We start from the raw sequence: 17,057 nt of genomic DNA, 5'->3' as shown, positions 1-17,057 counted from the left end.
AGCTTCGGCGTCGGCGCTCAGGCCGCGACCAAGAGAAGCGCGCGGTCGACCGAGCCGAGCACGCGGCAGCCGGTCTCCGTGACGACGATGGTTTCGCTGACGCCCACGGTGAAGCGGCCATAGATGCGCAGCGCCGGCGGCAGGTGGAACGCCATGCCGGGCACGAGTTCGGTCTTCACCCCGGCATTGAGGCTGAGAATGCCACCCTCGCCCCAATCCGGCGCGAAGGAGATGCCGACGCTGTAGCCCAGGCGCTTGCGGAAGGCATCGGTGTAGCCGGCGGCGTCGATCACCTTCTGGCAGGCAATGTGCGGCACCTCGCAGGCCTCGCCCGGCCTCACCGCATCGAGCGCGACGGCCAGCGCTTCCTGGCAGACCTTCATCATCTCCACCGCCTCTGCCGGCGGAGTGCCAATCCAGGCCGAGCGCATCAGCGCGGCGTGGTAGCGGTCGTGGCAGGCGGCCATCTCCAGAAAGGCGGGATCGCCGGCCTGCATCACCCGGCGTTTCCAGGTGCCGTGCGGCACGCCCGAGCGCGGACCTGAGGAAACCAGCGGCTCCATGCCCATATATTCCGAGCCGGCGGCGATCGCCGCGCTCATCATGGCCGCGACGAGATCGTTCTCGGTGTTGCCGGGCTTTACAGTGGCAAGGCCGGCCTTCATTCCCGCATCGACATAGGTCGCGGCGCGGACGAGCTTATCCACCTCCAACGGCGACTTCACCATGCGCAGCTTCTCCACCACGCCGGCGGCGTCGTGCACGGTGCCAAGCGCGGCGGCGAGCGCCTCATAGGTGGCGATGGGCAGGAACCAGCCCCGCTTGTCGATGCCGACACGCTTGCCTTTCAGCCCCTTCGCCTCGATGAGACCGACGAGAAAGCGCACCGGCTCGTCGGTATCCTGATAGATAGCCGCATCGGCGAGGAAGGTGTTGGCGATGAAGTTGAAATATTCGAGCTGGCGGATGACGAAGACCGGATCGCCCTCCACCGGCAGCACCAGCGCCTGGAAGGTGTAGTAGCCGGGCGTCTGCTGGCCGGTGAGATAGAAGATGTTCTCCGGCCCGGTGACGATCATGGCGTCGAGGCCGGCAGCGACGAGCCCCTGCCGTGCGCGGACGACACGGGCGTCATATTCGGCCTTGGGGAAGGCGGATTCCTGTCCCTGAACCACACTGGCAGTGGCGGTCATGTCACGAGAACTCCTTGATGAGATGCGTGGCGTTCGCATCGAAATTCAGCCCGAAGCCGGGTGCGTCCGGGGCGGCGACGCGACCCTCGGCATAGGAAAGGCCGGAAGCGGGATCATTGGTGAGACCATCGGCGCCGTAGAGTTCGGCGAAGCGCGGTCCGGTCGCCAGCGCCGCATGCAGCGCGGCGGCGGTGGCGAGGCCGCCCTCGTTCATCTGGCCGATCATGAACGGCACGCCGGCGGCGGCAAGGCGGCGTGCGGCCTCGACCGCAGGGGCGATGCCGCCGAGCTTGACCAGCTTGAGATGCGCCATCAGCCCGTTGCCGGCCTCGGCGATGCGGGCGACGTCGTCGAAATCCTTCACGCTCTCGTCCAGCATCAGCGGAACGGGGCTCACCCGCGCGAGACGGTCGAGTGCGGCCCAGTCGCCGGGGGGAACCGGCTGCTCGACATAGGCAAGGCCATAGGGCGCGAGCGCATCGAGGCCGGCGCGCGCCGCGTCCTCGCTCCAGGCGCCATTGGCATCGGCGGCGATCTTCAGCGCCGCGCCGAAGCGCGCTCGCAGCAGCCCGACCCGGCGCAGATCCTCGGCGATGTCGCCGGCGCCGATGCGCACCTTGAGATCGCGGAAGCCGCGCGCGACATAAGCCTCGGCCTGCGCGAGGAACACCTCGTCGGTGGAGACGAACAGCGTCTGGTTGGTGGCGCGGGCGAGACCTGCCGCCGCCGGCGCGCCGAGATAACGAACCAGCGGTAGGCCTGCCCGCTTGGCCGCGCGGTCGTGCAGGGCGCCGTCGATGAGCATGCGCACCGGCGCGGAGGCGGCGCGGAAGGCCGCCGGCAGATCGGCAAGAAGCGCGGCGGGATCCGCGCCGAAATCCAGCGCCTCGACCACCGCCACCGTCTCGGCCAGAACGTCATCGGCATCAAGGTCGTTGAGATAGGTGATGTTGAGGCGCACTTCGCCCACGGCAATCGTCTCGCCGTCGTCGAGGCGCAGATAGAGCGTGTCGAGCCCGGCAACACGGCCCGACGCGGCGGTGTGGAGCACCAGCCCCCCGCCATAGGTCAGCAGCGCGCGATGCAGCGAGACGCGCATGGCTCAGGCGCTCAGCATGGCTTTGGCGACGTCGCGATAGATCAGCGCCGACAGCTCGAACTCGTCCGCCGGCACGAACTCGTCCGCCTTGTGGGCGACGGAGAGCGAACCGGGACCGATCACCACGCCTTCCGCCCCGGTGGAGCGGAAATGCACGAGATCGCACGCGCCCTGGAAGCCGAAGGGGCCGGCATCCGCGATGCCATGGGCGCGGCAGGCGGCAAGGCTCGCCTGCACGATCGGCCGGTCGGGCGCGGTCTCGGTGGCGCCGCCGGTGGTCGGCTTCCAGTCAAGGATCTCGGCGCGCAGGCCAGAGCGTTCATGGGCGCGGACCAGCAGCGCGGCGATATCGGCCTTCACCGCCTCCTCGTCCTCGCCGGGCACCAGCCGGCGGTCGAGCAGCATGTCGCAGGCACCGGGCAGGACATTGTCGGCGTGGCCACCCTGGATGCGCGTCACCGTGAGACTCGCCCCGCCGACCAGCGGATGGGCGCGGTGGCGCACATCGGCCTCATGCGTCTCGGCGATCAGCGCCAGCAGCTCGCCGGCGCGATAGACCGCGTTCTCACCGAGATGCGGCGAGCCGGAATGCGCCGGCACGCCATGCACCCGCACCAGCGGCCGCAAGCTGCCCTTATGGGCGGAATAGACCGTGTTCGAGGTCGGCTCGCCGACGACGGCGAAGTCGATCTTCGGCTTGCGCGAGGCGTAGAGCCTGGCGCCCTCGCTGGCGATCTCCTCATCCGCGACGAAGACGGCGAGCAGCGTGCCGGACCAGCTGGCGCGGCCCGCCGCCAGCTGGCGCACCGCTTCCAGCATGGCGGCAAGCGGGCCCTTGCAGTCGCAGGCACCGCGGCCGAACAACCTGCCATCGGCCTCGCGCAGCACGAAGGGGTCGGACGTCCACCCCTCGCCCGCCGGCACCACGTCCATATGGGTGTTGAAGGCGAAGACCGGGCCGGGGCCGTTGACCAGCTTCGCCTCCACATTCACCCGGCCAGGGTTGTACTCGTCGAGCGCGATCTCGAAGCCGAGCGGGGCGAGGCACGCGCGGATGTAATGCGCGACCTCGACCTCGCGGCCCGGCGGGTTTTCACTGCGGATGGCGACGAGATCGGCGAGCTCGCGCCTCATGCGGGCGGCGTCGGGGGCAACGGCAAGGGACATGCTGGGCACTCGTCAGTGGAGTATCTGGTCGAGGAAGTGGCGCGCGCGCTCGTTGACCGCGCCGCCGAAGAACGCCTCGCTCGACGCGGTCTCGACGACCCGTCCGTTTTCCATGAACACGATCTTGTCGGCGGCCCGGCGGGCGAAGCCCATCTCGTGGGTGACGACCAGGCTGGTCATCCCCTCGGCGGACAGATCGGCCATGACGTCGAGCACCTCGCGGATCATCTCCGGATCGAGCGCCGAGGTCGGTTCGTCATAGAGCATGAGCTTGGGCTTCATGGCGAGCGCGCGGGCGATGGCGACGCGCTGCTGCTGGCCGCCGGAGAGCTCGTCGGGAAAGGCATCCGCCTTGTCGGGAATGCGCACCTTGCCCAATAGTTCGAGCGCGAGGTCGTGCGCATCGGCGCGGGACAGTCCGCGCACCTTCATCGGCGCGAGCATGATGTTCTCGGCAGCCGAAAGGTGCTGGAACAACTCGAAATTCTGGAACACCATGCCAATGTTGCGGCGGATGCGGGCAGCGCTCTTCAGGTCGCGGGAAATGTTGGCGCCCTCGAAGAAGATGTCGCCGCCATCGGCCGGCTCCAGCAGGTTCACGCAGCGCAGCAACGTCGACTTGCCCGAGCCGGAAGGACCGATCAGCACGACAGTCTCGCCGCGGGCGACATCCAGCGAGCAGCCCTTCAATGCATGGAAGCCGCCGAAATGCTTGTCGATGCCGATGATCTCCAGCAGCGGCGGGGTGGAAGCCTGCGGCGTGCCGGACCGTTGGGCTTCAGCGGACATCGGCGCTCTCCGTAGCCAGCAGCAGACGGTCGACCAGCGGACGCTTCTCGCGGCGACGGTGCTTCTTGGGGTCGAGGCTGCGCTCCATCATCGCCTGCAGCACCATGAAGATCGTCGTGAGCGCGAGGTAATAGATGCCTGCGGCCGTCAGCGCCTCGAGATAGCGGAAGGAGGCGCTGGCGGTCTGGTTGGCGACGAGCAGCAACTCTTCCACCGCGATCACCGAGACGAGCGCGCTGGTCTTCAGCATGCCGATCATCTGGTTTCCCATCGGCGGCAGCACGATGCGCGCGGCCTGCGGCAGCACGATCCAGCGCATCACCTGGCCGGTGGTGAGGCCGAGCGCGAGGCCGGCCGTGCGCTGGCCCTTCTTCACGGCATCGAGGCCGGAGCGCAGGATCTCCGCCATATAGGCGCCCTCGTTCAGCGCCAGCGCGATCACCGCGCTGAGGAAGGCCGAGAGGCGGATGCCGAAGGTCGGCAGCACGTTGTAGATGAAGATGATCTGGAACAGCACCGGCGTGCCGCGGAACAGCCAGACATAAATCAGCGTGAAGATCTGCAGGGGGCGCATCCGCGTCTCCTGCAGCAGGGCGATGACGAGGCCGGCGAGGACGCCGAAGAACAGCGCGGTTACGGTGATCAGCAGCGTCAGCACCGCGCCATGGAAGAAGGCGGGCGAGACGATGTAGCCGAGGACGATATCGAACGACATCATGCGCGTCTTCTCCTTGTCCTGGCGTCCCCGAGGCTGGACGTGGCGATCAGTTGAAGATCGCCACGGAAGCGGGCAGGTTCCACTTCTTGATCAACGCCGCGTAGGTGCCGTCGGCGACAATCTCCTTCAGCGCCGCCTTCAGCGACTCCTGCATGGCGGCATCACCTTTGCGGGTGGCCATGCCGATCGAGGTGTTGGCCTCGAACTCGGTACCGGCGGTCTCGAACACGCCCGGCAGTTTCTGCAAGAGATCGGCGGCGCCGGGAGTGGAATCGTAATAGGCGTCGGCACGACCCTGGCGAAGTGTGAGCGCGGAATCCTGGGCGGTCGGGAAGGTGAGCACCTTCACGGCCGGCAGGCCCTTGTCCTTGCAGTTCTTGTCGTCGGCGCGGGCCTGGCTCTCCTGAATGCCGCCGAGGGTGACGGCGATGCTCTTGCCACACAGGCTGTCGTCGCGGCCGGTGATCTTGGCCGGGTTGCCCGCCTGCACCATGACCATGTTGCCGATCTTGAGATAGGGCACGAAGTCGACCTGCTCGGAGCGGGCCGGATTGATGTACATCGCCGAGTTGATGATATCGATCCGGTTGCCCTGCAGCGCCGGGATGAGGCCCTTGAACTCCATGTTGAGCGGCTTGGGCGACGCCCCGAGCTTCTTGCCCAGCGCCTCGATCATGTCGATGTCGAAGCCGGTGAGCTTGCCGTCCCTCTGAAACTCGAACGGTGAGAAGGTCGCGGCGACGCCATAGGTGAGCGCGCCGGCCTCGACGAGACCGGTTTTCGGCAGCTCGGCGGCCGCGGCGGCGTGCATCAGGCCGAGCGGGAGGACGAGTGCGGCAACCACTTTGCGGAACATGCGGATCCCCTGTGTGATCTGGAAGATGTTGATTTTTGTCGACACTGGATTGCACTAAATGATGCTACTTATACAAAATTGGAGTGCGGGAAGTGTCAAGCGCCGGCCACTTCCTGCACTGCACAAAGAATGAGCGACTTGTGCCGAAAACCCTTCATTTCATCGGCAAAATGCGTAGTTTCCGGCCGCACATGCCATGCGTGGAATGTCCCTCGGGCAGCAATTACCATCAGGCTTCGACTTGTCGGAACGTCAGATCATATTGTATGAGAGAACATATTTCATACAAATGCGGTGCTCTATGGCGCGCAGTTCCAGTCCGACCCGGGTTCGCCTGGCGAACCAGATTCTTGACACCATCCGGGGCGGCCGTTTCGAGGTCGGCCACCACCTGCGCGAACAGCAGCTCAGCGACCTGTTGCAAGTCTCGCGCACGCCGGTCCGCGCGGCGTTGACCCTGCTCGCCGAGCACGATGTGGTGGAGGCGCGGCGCAACCAGGGCTTCTTCCTGAAGGCGAGGCCGGAGGAGTTGCACCGTCTCAGCCTCGAAGTGCCGCCGACCGCCGACCAGGACCTTTACGGCGACATTGTCAATGACCGGCTTGCCGATCAATTGCCGGTCTCCTTCACTCAGGCGGAGATCGCGCGGCGTTACGATGTCGACCGCACCTTGCTCCAGCGAACGCTCTCGCGCCTCGTCAATGACGGTCTGCTGGAGCGCAATGCCGGGCGCGGCTGGACTTTCCTGCCGACTCTGGACACCGGCCTCGCCTTACAGAACAGCTATGATTTCCGCCGGATACTTGAGCCGCAGGGACTGCTCCTGCCGACCTTCCGGCCCGATCCGGGGGCGCTGGAGCGGCTGCGAATCCAGCATCACTATCTCGAGTCCCACCCCCATATCGCCTCGGTGGATGCCCGGCAGCTCTTCGACACCGACGCGCATTTTCACGAGACCATTGCCGGTTTCAGCGGCAACATCTTCCTGCTCCAGTCGATCCAGCAACAGAACCGCCTGCGGCGCTTGCTCGAATTCGGCGGTTATGTGAATCGCCGCCGCGTGCGCGACTGGTGCCGCGAGCATCTCGCCATCCTCGATGCGGTCGCCGCTGGCGACAATACCCGCGCCGCCGAACTGATGCTCGCCCATCTCGGCAACGCCTATCGGGCGGCTCCCTCCTTTGCCGGCAAAGCGAATGGCGCTGCCACTGGGAGCGTCGCGCCATGACGCTGCTGCTGGTTCGCCACGCCACGCTCCTGCCGACGCTTGACGGCATGATCGCCGGCGCCTTCGCGGCCGCCCGCGGCGCCGAGCTGGTGACGCTCACCGGCGGCGGCGCCGGCCATGCCCGCTTCGACTGTGCACAGCATGTGCTCGCCCATGGCGAACTCGCTCCCAATGGGCTGGTCTGGGCGGAGCGGGCGATCGGCCGCCCGGTCCCGCCGCCGGTCGATCGCGGTGCGGTCGTGCAGCTGCCCGGCACGGTGGTCGTGCCGCTCAACCCTGCCCTGCCCGCCCATGAAGAGGCGCAGGCGCGCCTTCTTGCCACCGCCACGCGCGCCGGGCGCCCGGTCGAGATCTTCGACGTGAACGAAGCGAATGGCCTCTTCACACTACGGGAGGTGCCAGATGGCGCACTCGCCGGTCGCTGGCGATGCGACGCGTACGGCCGCCCGGTCCCGGTCGACGCCGGCACGGAACCCCTTCCCGCCCCTTCTTCGGCCCCCCGTAGGGTACGCGTGCTGATGGCCGGCGGCGAGGCCCATCACCGTGAGGTCTACCCCGCCAATCTCGCCGCCCTCGGCGACGCCGCCGAGGCGCTGGGCGTCGGGCTCGAACTCTCCTTCGCCGATCCGCGCGACGAGCCGGCATGGGAACACCGGCTCGCCGAGGTCGACGGGCTGGTGCTGCCCGGCGGTTCCGACATGGAGCAGGTGCGCGGCCAGATTGAGGCCGCCCGCGTCGCGATCCGCCGCGATGTGCCGACCGTCGGCCTTTGCCTCGGCATGCAGACCATGGTGACGGCCGTGGCGCAGGAGATCTGCGGCATGAACGACGTCAACCTCGCCGAGGCCGACCCGGACGCGCAGACCAAGACCTTCGTACGGCTACATGACGAATATGGCCGCCCCCTGCACCGGCTCGGCACGCAGTCCTGCCGCCTTGCGCCCGGCAGCCGCCTCGCCACGCTGGTCGGTGAGGAGCGGATCGACGTGCGATGCAATCACCGTTTCGTACTCGATCCGGCGCTGGAGCCCTGCCTCACGGAGGCTGGCCTCGTCATTTCGGGCCGGCAGGCGGAGAACTGCCATGCCGATGCCATCGAGGTGCCGGCGCTGCGCTTCTTTCTCGCCATGCAGGGCCATCCCGAACTGTCGAGCCGCCCCGGTCACCCGCATCCGCTGCTCACCGGCTTCCTCGCTGCCATGGCGACCCGCTACCCCACTCACCGCATCACGGACTGACTGTCATGCCGATACACTCCCCTGTCCCCCGTCGCGCCCTTCGTCCCGGCGGGGAGAACTGAACCATGGATCTTGGTCTGGAAGGCCGTACCGCACTGGTGCTGGGATCGAGCCGCGGGCTCGGCGAGGCCGTCGCCCGCACCTTGGCGGCGGAGGGAGTCCGCGTCATCGTCAGCGGCCGCGATGCCGCGCGGGTCGAGGCTGGGGCGCTGGCGATCCGCGCGGCGGGCGGACAAGCCGGGACATTAGTGCTCGACCTCGCCGACCGCGCCAGTCTCGACGCCGCGCTGGCGCGCCTCACCGCGCCGGGGGCGTGGCCCGTCGACGTGCTGGTCAACAATTCCGGCGGTCCGCCGCCCGGCCCGGTGGCACAGGCGAGCGGCGAACAGTGGAGCCGCAGCTTCGAGGCGATGGCGGCCTCACTCTTCGCCGTCACGGCCGCGCTGTTGCCGGGCATGCAGGCGCGCGGTTTCGGGAGAGTGATCAATCTCGTTTCCTCCGGCGTCGCCCAGCCCATCCCCAATCTCGGCCTGTCGAACGCGCTGCGCGCCTCCGTGGTCGGCTGGGCCAAGACCCTCGCCGGCGAGGTGGCCAAGGACGGGGTGACGGTGAACTGCGTGCTGCCGGGCCGCATCCACACCGCACGGGTCGACGAACTCGACGCGGCGGCGGCCAAACGCACCGGGGCGACACCCGACGAGGTCGCGCAGGCCTCACGCGCCACCATTCCCATGGGCCGCTATGGTGATCCCCAGGAATTTGCCGACGTCGTGACATTCCTGGCCAGCGCTCGCGCAAGCTATGTCACCGGCTCGCAAATCCGGGTGGATGGCGGCTTCATCCGCGGCATTTGAGCGGACCACCAATTGCCGGAAAGGCGATGGCCTGGAATGCGCCGTGATTTGCCCTTCGACAGGATGACGACGTTGGGAATGCAACGGCGGCAACTCGACCGCGCCCCTCCCCGCCATTGACGGGGAGAGGCGTTCGGGGCCGGCACGCCTCACGCACAGAGGCGGGTCAGTTCGCGAACATCGCCGACCCGTTCGAGCCGGCGAACCGTCTCGATGATCGCCTCGGTCTTGGCCCTGTCCCAGCGGGCGAACTCGGCGCAGCCGCGGAACTTGTCCGCGCACTCGTCATAGCTCATCGGGTTAGCGGGGCTGCCCTTGCCGAAATCGGCCCGGCCGGAGATGACGCGTCCGTCCTTCATGTGGATGTCGATGATCGTCGTCATCTTGTCGTAGCCGGCCGCTTCCGCGTCGGGATGGACGTGGAAGTTCACCCGCTCGATCATCGCCTTGACGTCGTCGCGCTCCACTGTCTCGTCGGTGAATTCCGGCAGACTGCCGCGCCCGTCCAGCAGCAGGATCGCCATGCAGAATTCCATGGAGAACTTGGCCTGCAGCTCGTTCTTCGGACGATGGTGGATCAGCGCATTCGGCATGTTCTGGTTGGTGCCGACATCCACCCGTTCCACATCGCCGGCCGCGATGGAATGCGCGTGGATGAGCCGCAGCAGTTCGGTCATGCCGGGGTGGGTGAGTGAACCCGACGGGTGCGGCTTGATCGACACGCCGGGGAAGGCGAAGGTCCAGGGCTGCCCGAGCTTGCCGGCGATCGCGGCGGCGTCGAAGCCGCCGCCGGCTGCCTGGAAGAAGCCGCGCGGCGCCTCCAGTATCTTGTCGGTGGTGGTCCAGCCGAGCTCGGCGAAATCCGCCGCGACGACGCCGCTCTCGGAAGAGCGGCCGGCGTGGAATGGCTTCATCATGGTGCCGAAATTCTCCCGCAGCCCCGCCGACTGACTGCCGGCGCAGCCGAAGGCGCGCACCACCTGCTCCACCGACAGCCCCTTGAGCTTCGAGGCGGCGGCGGCCGCCGCATAGGTGCCGCAAGTCGCGGTGGCGTGGAAGCCGTGCTGATAGTGGCGCGGGTTGATCGCCTCGGCGATCTTGCACTCCACTTCGACGCCGAGATGATAGGCCAGCATCATGTCGGCGCCGGAACGCCCGCCGGCTTCCGCTACCGCGAGCGCCGCCGGCAATGCCGGCGCGGTGGGGTGGGTGAGCAGACCGTAGACGCGATCCTTGGCGACGGCGAGTTGGGTGTCGTCATAGTCGTCGGCATGGATGCCGACACCGTTGGCGAAGGCAGCGAAGCGCGGCGGCACTTTCAGCGAGGTGCCGATCACCGTCGCCGGCCCGTCCTTGATGCCGAGCCCGGCGAGATAGCTCTGGATATGCTCGCCGCTCTTGGCGACCGAGCCGGAGAGCGCGAGGCCGATACCGTCGAGGATCGACTTCTTGCCCAGTTCGACCACCTCCGCCGGCAGGTCGGCAAGGTTGGTGCCGACGACGAATTCGGCCACCTGCCGCGTCAGGCCCTCGACGATCGGCTGGGCATGCGCGGGATTGGTCTGGTGCAGCGTCATGTAACGGCTCCTTTGGGGCGTTTCCCGTTCTGTCGTTGGGTTTCTTCAGGCCGCCGGCGCATGCGCGGCCGCGGAGGACAAGGCGCCGATGATGGCGTCCGTCAGTTCGCGCGTAGTGGCGGTGCCGCCGAGGTCGCGGGTGAGGCTGTCTCTCCGGGCGAGCACGTCCTCGATCGCGTTCTCAATCGAACGGGCGGCGGCTTCCTCGCCGAGATGGCGCAGCATCATCGCGCCCGACCAGATCTGGCCGATGGGGTTGGCGATGCCCTTGCCGGCAATGTCCGGCGCCGAGCCGTGCACCGGCTCGAACATGGAGGGGTATTCCTTCTCGGGATTGATGTTGGCACCGGGCGCTATGCCGATGGAGCCGACCACGGCCGGGCCGAGATCGGAAAGGATGTCGCCGAATAGATTCGAGGCGACCACCACGTCGAACCAGTCCGGGTTGCGCACGAAATGCGCGGTCAGGATGTCGATGTGGAACTGATCGGTGGTGAAGCCGGGATATTCCTGAGAGATGGCCGCGAAGCGCTCGTCCCAATAGGGCATAGTGTGGCTGATGCCGTTCGACTTGGTGGCCGAGGTGACGTGCTTCTTGCGACCCTTGGCCAGCTCGAAAGCGTAGCGCATCACCCGGTCGCAGCCGCGACGGGTGAAGATGGACTGCTGCATGACGAGCTCATCCGCGCCGCCCTCATAGAGCCGGCCGCCGATGGAGGAGTACTCGCCCTCATTGTTCTCGCGCACGACGTAGAAGTCGATGTCGCCGGGACCGCGCCCCTTGAGCGGGCTCTCGACGCCGGCGAGCAGCTTCACCGGGCGCAGGTTCACATATTGATGGAAGCCACGACGGATCGGGATGAGCAGGCCCCAGAGCGAGACGTGGTCCGGCACGCCGGGAAAGCCGACCGCGCCGAGGAAGATGGCGTCCTTGCCACGGATCTGGTCGAGCCCGTCGGCCGGCATCATCGCGCCGGTCTTGGCGAAACGCTCGCAGCTCCAGTCGTAATGGGTCCAGTCGAAGGAGAAGCCGCCTTTGCGCGCGGCCGCCTCGATCACCCGCTGCGCCTCGGGCACCACCTCGTTGCCGATCCCGTCGCCGGGAATGACCGCTATGGAATAGGTCGTCATGGAAACTCCTGGAATGTCGGGCAGCGGTAACGGCCCAATTTGGCGACAGGACACTGTTCGCGATTTCGCCAACTGTCAACAATTTTAACCGAAGCACCCGGATCGCCTATGGACATCCCGCGCTTTTCGGCCTCCGCGTGATGCCATCATTCGTTACAATCATTCACTTTTCGTAAGAATTTCCGACTCGCGCACATTCCGCATGGGCACGTGCCACGAAAGCCAAATAGCCCGCTTTCGTCACCACACCGCGGTTTAGTGTTGACAATTTTCATTTCCAGGGGCGAGATGCGGCCATGCCGCGCCACGCTCCCTCCTCCCCTGCCCGCATTCCGCGCACCGCGTCCTTCGTGCCGCTCATCCAGCGCGAGATCGAGCGCATGATCGGCACCGGCGAGCTTACCGGCGGCACCCGCATCAATGAGAGCACGCTGGCTCTGCGGCTCGGCATCAGCCGTGGGCCCGTGCGCGAGGCGTGCCGGGCGCTCGAACAGATCGGGCTGCTGCGCAGCGAGCTCAACCGGGGCTTCTTTGTCCGCGAGGTCAGCACCAAGGAGGCGCTCGACCTCTACGACATCCGCGCCGGGCTGTTCGGGACGGCGGGACGGCTGGCCGCCGCGATCATCACCACCTCCCAGCTTCGCGGGATGGACGAGCTGATCGCGCAGATGGAAGCGGCCATCGAGGCCTCGGACATCGCCACCTTCTACACGCTCAACAATCAGTTCCACCACGCGGTGCTGATCGCCTCGGACAATGAGAAGCTGATCGAGATCTACCCGCTGCTGGAGGCGGAGCTGCATCTGTTCCGCCGGCGCGGCCTGGTGCTCGCCGGCTCGATGCGCACCTCCAATGACGAGCACAAGGCGATCGTCGAGGCGCTGCGCCAGAGCGACGGCACGGCCGCGGCGCGGCTGCTCGAACGGCACATCCTCGCCGGCAAGGCGCGTTTCCTGCGCACGCTGGAGGACGATTCCGCCACGCCCGCGCGGCTCAGCCCGCTGGACCCCAGAACACCGAAATACAATGGCAGGTAGTTCCATGACCCGTTCATCGCTTCCGATCCTCGCGCTCGTACCCGGCGACTGCACCGGCATCGGGCCGGAACAGACGGCGCGCATCCTGCACGAAGGCCGTGGGCGCGATGTCGCGCGGCTCGTCGTGGTCGGCGACGCGCGCGTTCTGGAGCTCGGCGCGCGGCAGGCGGGCGTGGCCCTCGCCTATCGGCGCTATACGTCCCCAGCGACCGTCGACTGGAATGCGCCCGGCGTGCCGCTAGTCGACCTAGAAAACACCGATCCAAGCGCCTTCGAACTGGGCGTCGCCAGTCCCGAGTCCGGCCGGCTCACCGGCGACACGCTCGCCCGCGCCATCGACTTCGCCAAGGCCGGCGAGATCGACGGCGTGTGCTTTGCCCCGCTCAACAAGCAGGCCATGTTTAGGGGTGGCTGGCGCTTTGCCGACGAGCACAAGATGTTCGCCCATCTGCTCGCCCACACCGGTCCGTTCAGCGAGATGAACGTGCTGGAGGGCCAGTGGATGACGCGGGTCACCTCGCATGTGTCGCTGCGCACCGCCGTCGAGCAGGTGACCTATGATTCCGTCTGCCGCGCGTTGAAGCTGGCGGACGAGACCATGCGCAAGGCCGGCATCGACACGCCACGCATCGCCGTGGCGGCGCTCAATCCGCATGCCGGCGAAGGCGGCCTGTTCGGCACCGAGGAGATCGACATCATCCGCCCGGCGATCGAGGCGATGGCAAAGGAGGGCATTGCTTGTGACGGGCCATGGCCGGCCGACACCATCTATCTCAAGGCCTTTGGCGGCGCCTATGACAGCGTGCTGGCGATGTACCACGACCAGGGGCAGATCGCGACGAAGCTGAAGGGCTTCAACAAGGGCGTGACCATCACCGCCGGCCTCGAGGTGGTGTTCACTACCCCCGCCCATGGCACGGCCTTCGATATCGTCGGAAAGGGCGTGGCCGATATCGGCGCCTTCGAATCCGCCATCCGCCTCGCCGCGCGCGTCGCCTCGCGGCAGATCGAGGCGCGCGCTGCGGCGGCGTGAGGCCTTGGTCTAGGACGCAACGCTGGCGTAATGAGCCGACTTCTTACTTCCCTCCCCCTCTCGGGAAGAGGGAGAAGCTTGCCGCCATCCAGCGCCCCTGCGGTACCAACAGAAGGCTGGGTTGCCGGGGCAAGTCCGGAATGAGGATGATCCACGAAGGGGCAGCCGGGATAAGGACCCGCTCGCCTTGTCAGTCGATCCGCGACGCCCCGTCGACGGCGGCGATGAGGCGCCGCTTGGCGAGCGCCACATGGCGCCAGTGCGTCATCTGCGCCCTGTCGCCGTCGCCGGAGGCCAGCGCCTCCAGCATGGCCCGGTGCTCGCGGTTCGAGACGGCGAGGCCGCCGCCCTGCACCAGCGCGCGGGCGCGGAACAGATGCAGCTTGTTGACGAAACGGTGGTATTCAGCAACCAGGGTCCGGTTGCCGGACGAGGTGACGATAAGATTGTGGAAGGCGAGATTGAGCGGGTAGTACTCGTCGAAATTGCCCTGCTCGGCGACGATGTCCATCTCGTCCACCAGTTTGGTCAGTTCGGTGAGCAACCCATCGGTCATGCGTTCGGCAAGCAGGCGCCCCGCCTGGCCGAACAGTGCCGCGCGCACGTCATAGATCTCGATCGCGTCCTCGACAGAGAGGCGCCGCACGAAGACGCCCCGGTTGCGCACGACCTCCACCAGCCCCTTCGCCTCGAGGCTGCGCGTCGCCTCGCGAATGGGGCCGCGGCTGGTGCCGAAGCGATTGGAGAGATGGATCTCGTTGATCCGCTCACCTGGCTCCAGTTCACCCGTGAGGATGAGGCGCTCGAGTTCCTTCTCGAGCGCGCTCGTGAGCGAAACGCTCTTCACAACGGAGAGATCGTTCAAATGGCTCGGCTCGCGATTCATATCCATCCGTTAATTGTAGACAATCCCGCCCCGGAAGGCTTGTAATTTCTAAGCCACGCTACGTGCAGCAGCTCCGTCTGCGACAATTCGTTCTCTGATGATGCCGATCACCGCCTCGGTGACATCGTCGGTGCGCGCCGTGCCGCCAAGATCGGGCGTCAGGGCGACGCCGTCCCGCGTCACCTGCTCGATGGCGTCCATCAGTTGCGCAGCGGCATGCGTCTCACCCAGATGCTCCAGCATCAGCACCGCGCTCCAGAAGGCGCCGATCGGATTGGCGATGCCCTTGCCGATCAGGTCGAATGCGGAGCCGTGGATCGGCTCGAACATGGAGGGCGCGCTGCGGTCGGGCGAGAGGTTGCCGGTGGCGCCGATGCCGAGACTGCCGCTCAGTGCCGAGGCGAGATCGGACAGCACGTCGGCATGCAGGTTCGTGGCGAGCACGGTATCGACTGTACCCGGGCGCAGCACCATACGCATGGTCATGGCATCGACCAGCATCCAGTCGACATCGAGCTCGGGGAAGTCGCGCACCACGCCGCGGCAAACCTCGTCCCACAGCACCATGCCGTGGCGCTGGGCGTTGGACTTGGTGACGATGGTCAGCTTACGGCGCAGTCGCGACATGGCGAGCTCGCAGGCGAAACGCGCAATGCGCTCGATGCCGGCGCGGGTGAACACGGAGACGTCGAGGCCTACCTCGATCGGCAGCCCCCGATGGGCCCGCCCGCCGGCCCCGGCATATTCGCCCTCACTATTCTCGCGCACGATCACCCAGTCGATGTCGCGACCGAGTTCGGGGCGCAACGGCCCGGTGATGTTCGGTAGAAGCCGCGAGGGGCGGACATTGGCGTATTGGTCGAGCCCCTGGCAGATGGCGAGGCGCAGTTCCCACAGCGTGATGTGGTCAGGAATCCCGGGATCGCCGACGGCGCCGAAATAGATGGCGTCGAAGCCACGCAGCGTGTCGACGCCGTCCTCCGGCATCATCGTGCCGACGCGGCGGTAGCGGTCGGAACCCCAGTCGAAGCTCTCGAACTGGAAGCCAAAGCTGCCATTGGCGGCGGCCAGCGCGTCGAGCACACGGCGCCCGGCATGGATGACATCGGAGCCGATGCCGTCTCCGGGGATGAGGGCGATCTTATGCTGCCGCATGACGGGAGTTCTCCATAGCGATGAGGATACCGGCGACCATGTCGGCCTGCGCACCGGTGCCGCGAATGTCGGGGGTACGGGTGGCGGGATCGGCGAGCGCGGTGTCGATGCCGAGCTTCATCAGCGCCGCGGCGCGGCCGGCGGCGGGAATGCCGCGACGGCGGCCGAGCCACTCGATGAGCATGCGGGTCGATTCGATCATGGCGTAGGGATTGGCGACGCCCTTGCCGGCGATGTCGGGCGCCGAGCCATGGGTCGCCTGCGCCATGGCGATGTCGCCGCGGCCGATGCACAGGCCCGGCGCCATGCCGAGCCCGCCCACGAGCCCCGCCGCCTCGTCGGTGAGGATGTCGCCGAACATGTTGGTGGTGACGACGGTGTCGAAGCGCTGCGGCTCGCGCACCAGCTTCATCGCGAAGGTGTCGACGATGACTTCCTCGATGGTCACATCGGGAAAGTCCTTGCCGGCCTCGTAGCACTCCTCGACGAACATGCCGCAACCGAGCTTGAACACGGTGTTCTTGTGCACCACGGTCAGGCGCTTCTCGCGGGCGCGGGCGATCTCCAGCGCGGCGCGGGCGACCTTGCGGCTACCCTCGCGGGTGATGACGCGCACCGAAATTGTGGTGTCGTGGGTGGGCCGGAACTCACCCGAGCCGGCGACGACATTGCGGTCGGGCTGGAAGCCCTCATTGTTCTCCCGCACGATGACGAGATCGATGTCGTCATAGAGGCAGCCGAGCCCCGGATAGGAGCGGGTCGGGCGCACATTGGCGAACAGGTCGAAGCTCTTGCGCAGGATCGGGTGCGGATTGATCGCTTCCGGCACCTTGGGATAGGCCTGATGCCCGATTGGCCCGAGGATGAAACCGTCCAGCGTTCCCAGCGTCTCCAGCGTTCCCGGCGGCATGGTGTGACCGAGCTCGTCGAGCGCCCGCCGGCCGATCGGGATCGGCAGCCAGTCGATGTCGAGGCCCACGGCATGCGCGGCGGTCGCCGCGATGCGTTGCGCCGCCGGCACGATCTCATGGCCGATATCGTCGCCCTCAAGCACGCCGATGCGAAGCGGGGCACTGTTGCTGTCCGGCACGTCTTT

Annotated in this window: 16 protein-coding genes; 5 read left to right on the top strand and 11 right to left on the bottom strand. The window is 67.0% G+C overall.

All coding sequences use genetic code 11. From position 1 onward, the window contains the following. Positions 1-17 precede the first annotated feature (17 nt). The 6 genes from ACO2RV_RS18285 to ACO2RV_RS18260 are packed head-to-tail and all read right to left on the bottom strand — an operon-like array spanning position 18 to position 5,822. Positions 18-1,193 (bottom strand): M24 family metallopeptidase, encoded by a 1,176-nt coding sequence (locus ACO2RV_RS18285; RefSeq protein WP_423295620.1) that lies wholly within the window; start codon positions 1,191-1,193, stop codon positions 18-20. A gap of 1 nt (position 1,194) precedes the next feature. Then, on the bottom strand, positions 1,195-2,292 hold the full coding sequence (locus tag ACO2RV_RS18280) for a mandelate racemase/muconate lactonizing enzyme family protein (RefSeq protein WP_423295618.1): 1,098 nt from the start codon (positions 2,290-2,292) through the stop codon (positions 1,195-1,197). 3 nt (positions 2,293-2,295) lie between these two features. Then, a complete protein-coding gene (locus ACO2RV_RS18275; RefSeq protein WP_423295616.1) occupies positions 2,296-3,459 on the bottom strand; it encodes a M20 family metallopeptidase in 1,164 nt (387 codons plus the stop codon). Between the two features lie 12 nt (positions 3,460-3,471). After that, on the bottom strand, positions 3,472-4,248 hold the full coding sequence (locus tag ACO2RV_RS18270; RefSeq protein ID WP_423295614.1) for an amino acid ABC transporter ATP-binding protein: 777 nt from the start codon (positions 4,246-4,248) through the stop codon (positions 3,472-3,474). Then, on the bottom strand, positions 4,238-4,966 hold the full coding sequence (locus ACO2RV_RS18265) for an amino acid ABC transporter permease (RefSeq protein WP_423295612.1): 729 nt from the start codon (positions 4,964-4,966) through the stop codon (positions 4,238-4,240). Before ACO2RV_RS18265 ends, ACO2RV_RS18270 begins: the two co-directional genes overlap by 11 nt. 46 nt (positions 4,967-5,012) lie before the next feature. Further along, a complete protein-coding gene (locus ACO2RV_RS18260; protein WP_423295610.1) occupies positions 5,013-5,822 on the bottom strand; it encodes an ABC transporter substrate-binding protein in 810 nt (269 codons plus the stop codon). 301 nt (positions 5,823-6,123) lie between these two features. On the opposite strand from ACO2RV_RS18260, the gene ACO2RV_RS18255 reads away from it, so the two are divergent. The 3 genes from ACO2RV_RS18255 to ACO2RV_RS18245 all read left to right on the top strand — a co-directional run bounded on the left by ACO2RV_RS18255 (position 6,124) and on the right by ACO2RV_RS18245 (position 9,142). Continuing rightward, entirely contained in the window at positions 6,124-7,050 is a 927-nt protein-coding gene (locus tag ACO2RV_RS18255; protein ID WP_423295608.1) for a GntR family transcriptional regulator, read from the top strand. After that, on the top strand, positions 7,047-8,288 hold the full coding sequence (locus ACO2RV_RS18250) for a glutamine amidotransferase-related protein (RefSeq protein WP_423295606.1): 1,242 nt from the start codon (positions 7,047-7,049) through the stop codon (positions 8,286-8,288). Before ACO2RV_RS18255 ends, ACO2RV_RS18250 begins: the two co-directional genes overlap by 4 nt. Positions 8,289-8,353: 65 nt before the next feature. Further along, positions 8,354-9,142, top strand: coding sequence for an SDR family oxidoreductase (locus tag ACO2RV_RS18245; RefSeq protein WP_423295604.1), 789 nt, complete (start codon positions 8,354-8,356; stop codon positions 9,140-9,142). Between the two features lie 149 nt (positions 9,143-9,291). Here ACO2RV_RS18245 and ACO2RV_RS18240 read toward each other — a convergent pair whose 3' ends face one another. Both ACO2RV_RS18240 and ACO2RV_RS18235 read right to left on the bottom strand, forming a co-directional pair. Beyond that, positions 9,292-10,719 (bottom strand): MmgE/PrpD family protein, encoded by a 1,428-nt coding sequence (locus ACO2RV_RS18240; RefSeq protein ID WP_423295602.1) that lies wholly within the window; start codon positions 10,717-10,719, stop codon positions 9,292-9,294. Between the two features lie 45 nt (positions 10,720-10,764). Beyond that, positions 10,765-11,850, bottom strand: a complete 1,086-nt coding sequence (locus tag ACO2RV_RS18235) for a tartrate dehydrogenase (protein ID WP_423295600.1) — start codon at positions 11,848-11,850, stop codon at positions 10,765-10,767. A 296-nt stretch (positions 11,851-12,146) separates the two neighbouring features. On the opposite strand from ACO2RV_RS18235, the gene ACO2RV_RS18230 reads away from it, so the two are divergent. Both ACO2RV_RS18230 and ACO2RV_RS18225 read left to right on the top strand, forming a co-directional pair. Next, positions 12,147-12,887: an FCD domain-containing protein gene (locus ACO2RV_RS18230; protein ID WP_423295598.1), complete on the top strand. Its 741-nt coding sequence runs from the start codon at positions 12,147-12,149 to the stop codon at positions 12,885-12,887. Positions 12,888-12,891: 4 nt separating this feature from the next. After that, positions 12,892-13,920 (top strand): PdxA family dehydrogenase, encoded by a 1,029-nt coding sequence (locus ACO2RV_RS18225; protein WP_423295596.1) that lies wholly within the window; start codon positions 12,892-12,894, stop codon positions 13,918-13,920. 190 nt (positions 13,921-14,110) lie between these two features. On the opposite strand, the gene ACO2RV_RS18220 is transcribed toward ACO2RV_RS18225, so the two are convergent. The 3 genes from ACO2RV_RS18220 to ACO2RV_RS18210 all read right to left on the bottom strand — a co-directional run bounded on the left by ACO2RV_RS18220 (position 14,111) and on the right by ACO2RV_RS18210 (position 17,051). Continuing rightward, complete coding sequence (locus ACO2RV_RS18220) at positions 14,111-14,785, bottom strand: FCD domain-containing protein (RefSeq protein WP_423295594.1); 675 nt, start codon at positions 14,783-14,785, stop codon at positions 14,111-14,113. Positions 14,786-14,854: 69 nt separating this feature from the next. Then, positions 14,855-15,961 carry a tartrate dehydrogenase gene (locus ACO2RV_RS18215; RefSeq protein WP_423295592.1) on the bottom strand — a complete coding sequence of 369 codons (1,107 nt, stop codon included), beginning with the start codon at positions 15,959-15,961 and terminating at the stop codon, positions 14,855-14,857. After that, entirely contained in the window at positions 15,948-17,051 is a 1,104-nt protein-coding gene (locus tag ACO2RV_RS18210; RefSeq protein ID WP_423295590.1) for an isocitrate/isopropylmalate dehydrogenase family protein, read from the bottom strand. Before ACO2RV_RS18210 ends, ACO2RV_RS18215 begins: the two co-directional genes overlap by 14 nt. Positions 17,052-17,057 lie beyond the last annotated feature (6 nt).

The organism is Ancylobacter sp. VNQ12, assembly GCF_049445835.1.
Lineage (GTDB): Bacteria > Pseudomonadota > Alphaproteobacteria > Rhizobiales > Xanthobacteraceae > Ancylobacter.
This window is presented reverse-complemented; position numbering and strand designations above follow the sequence as displayed.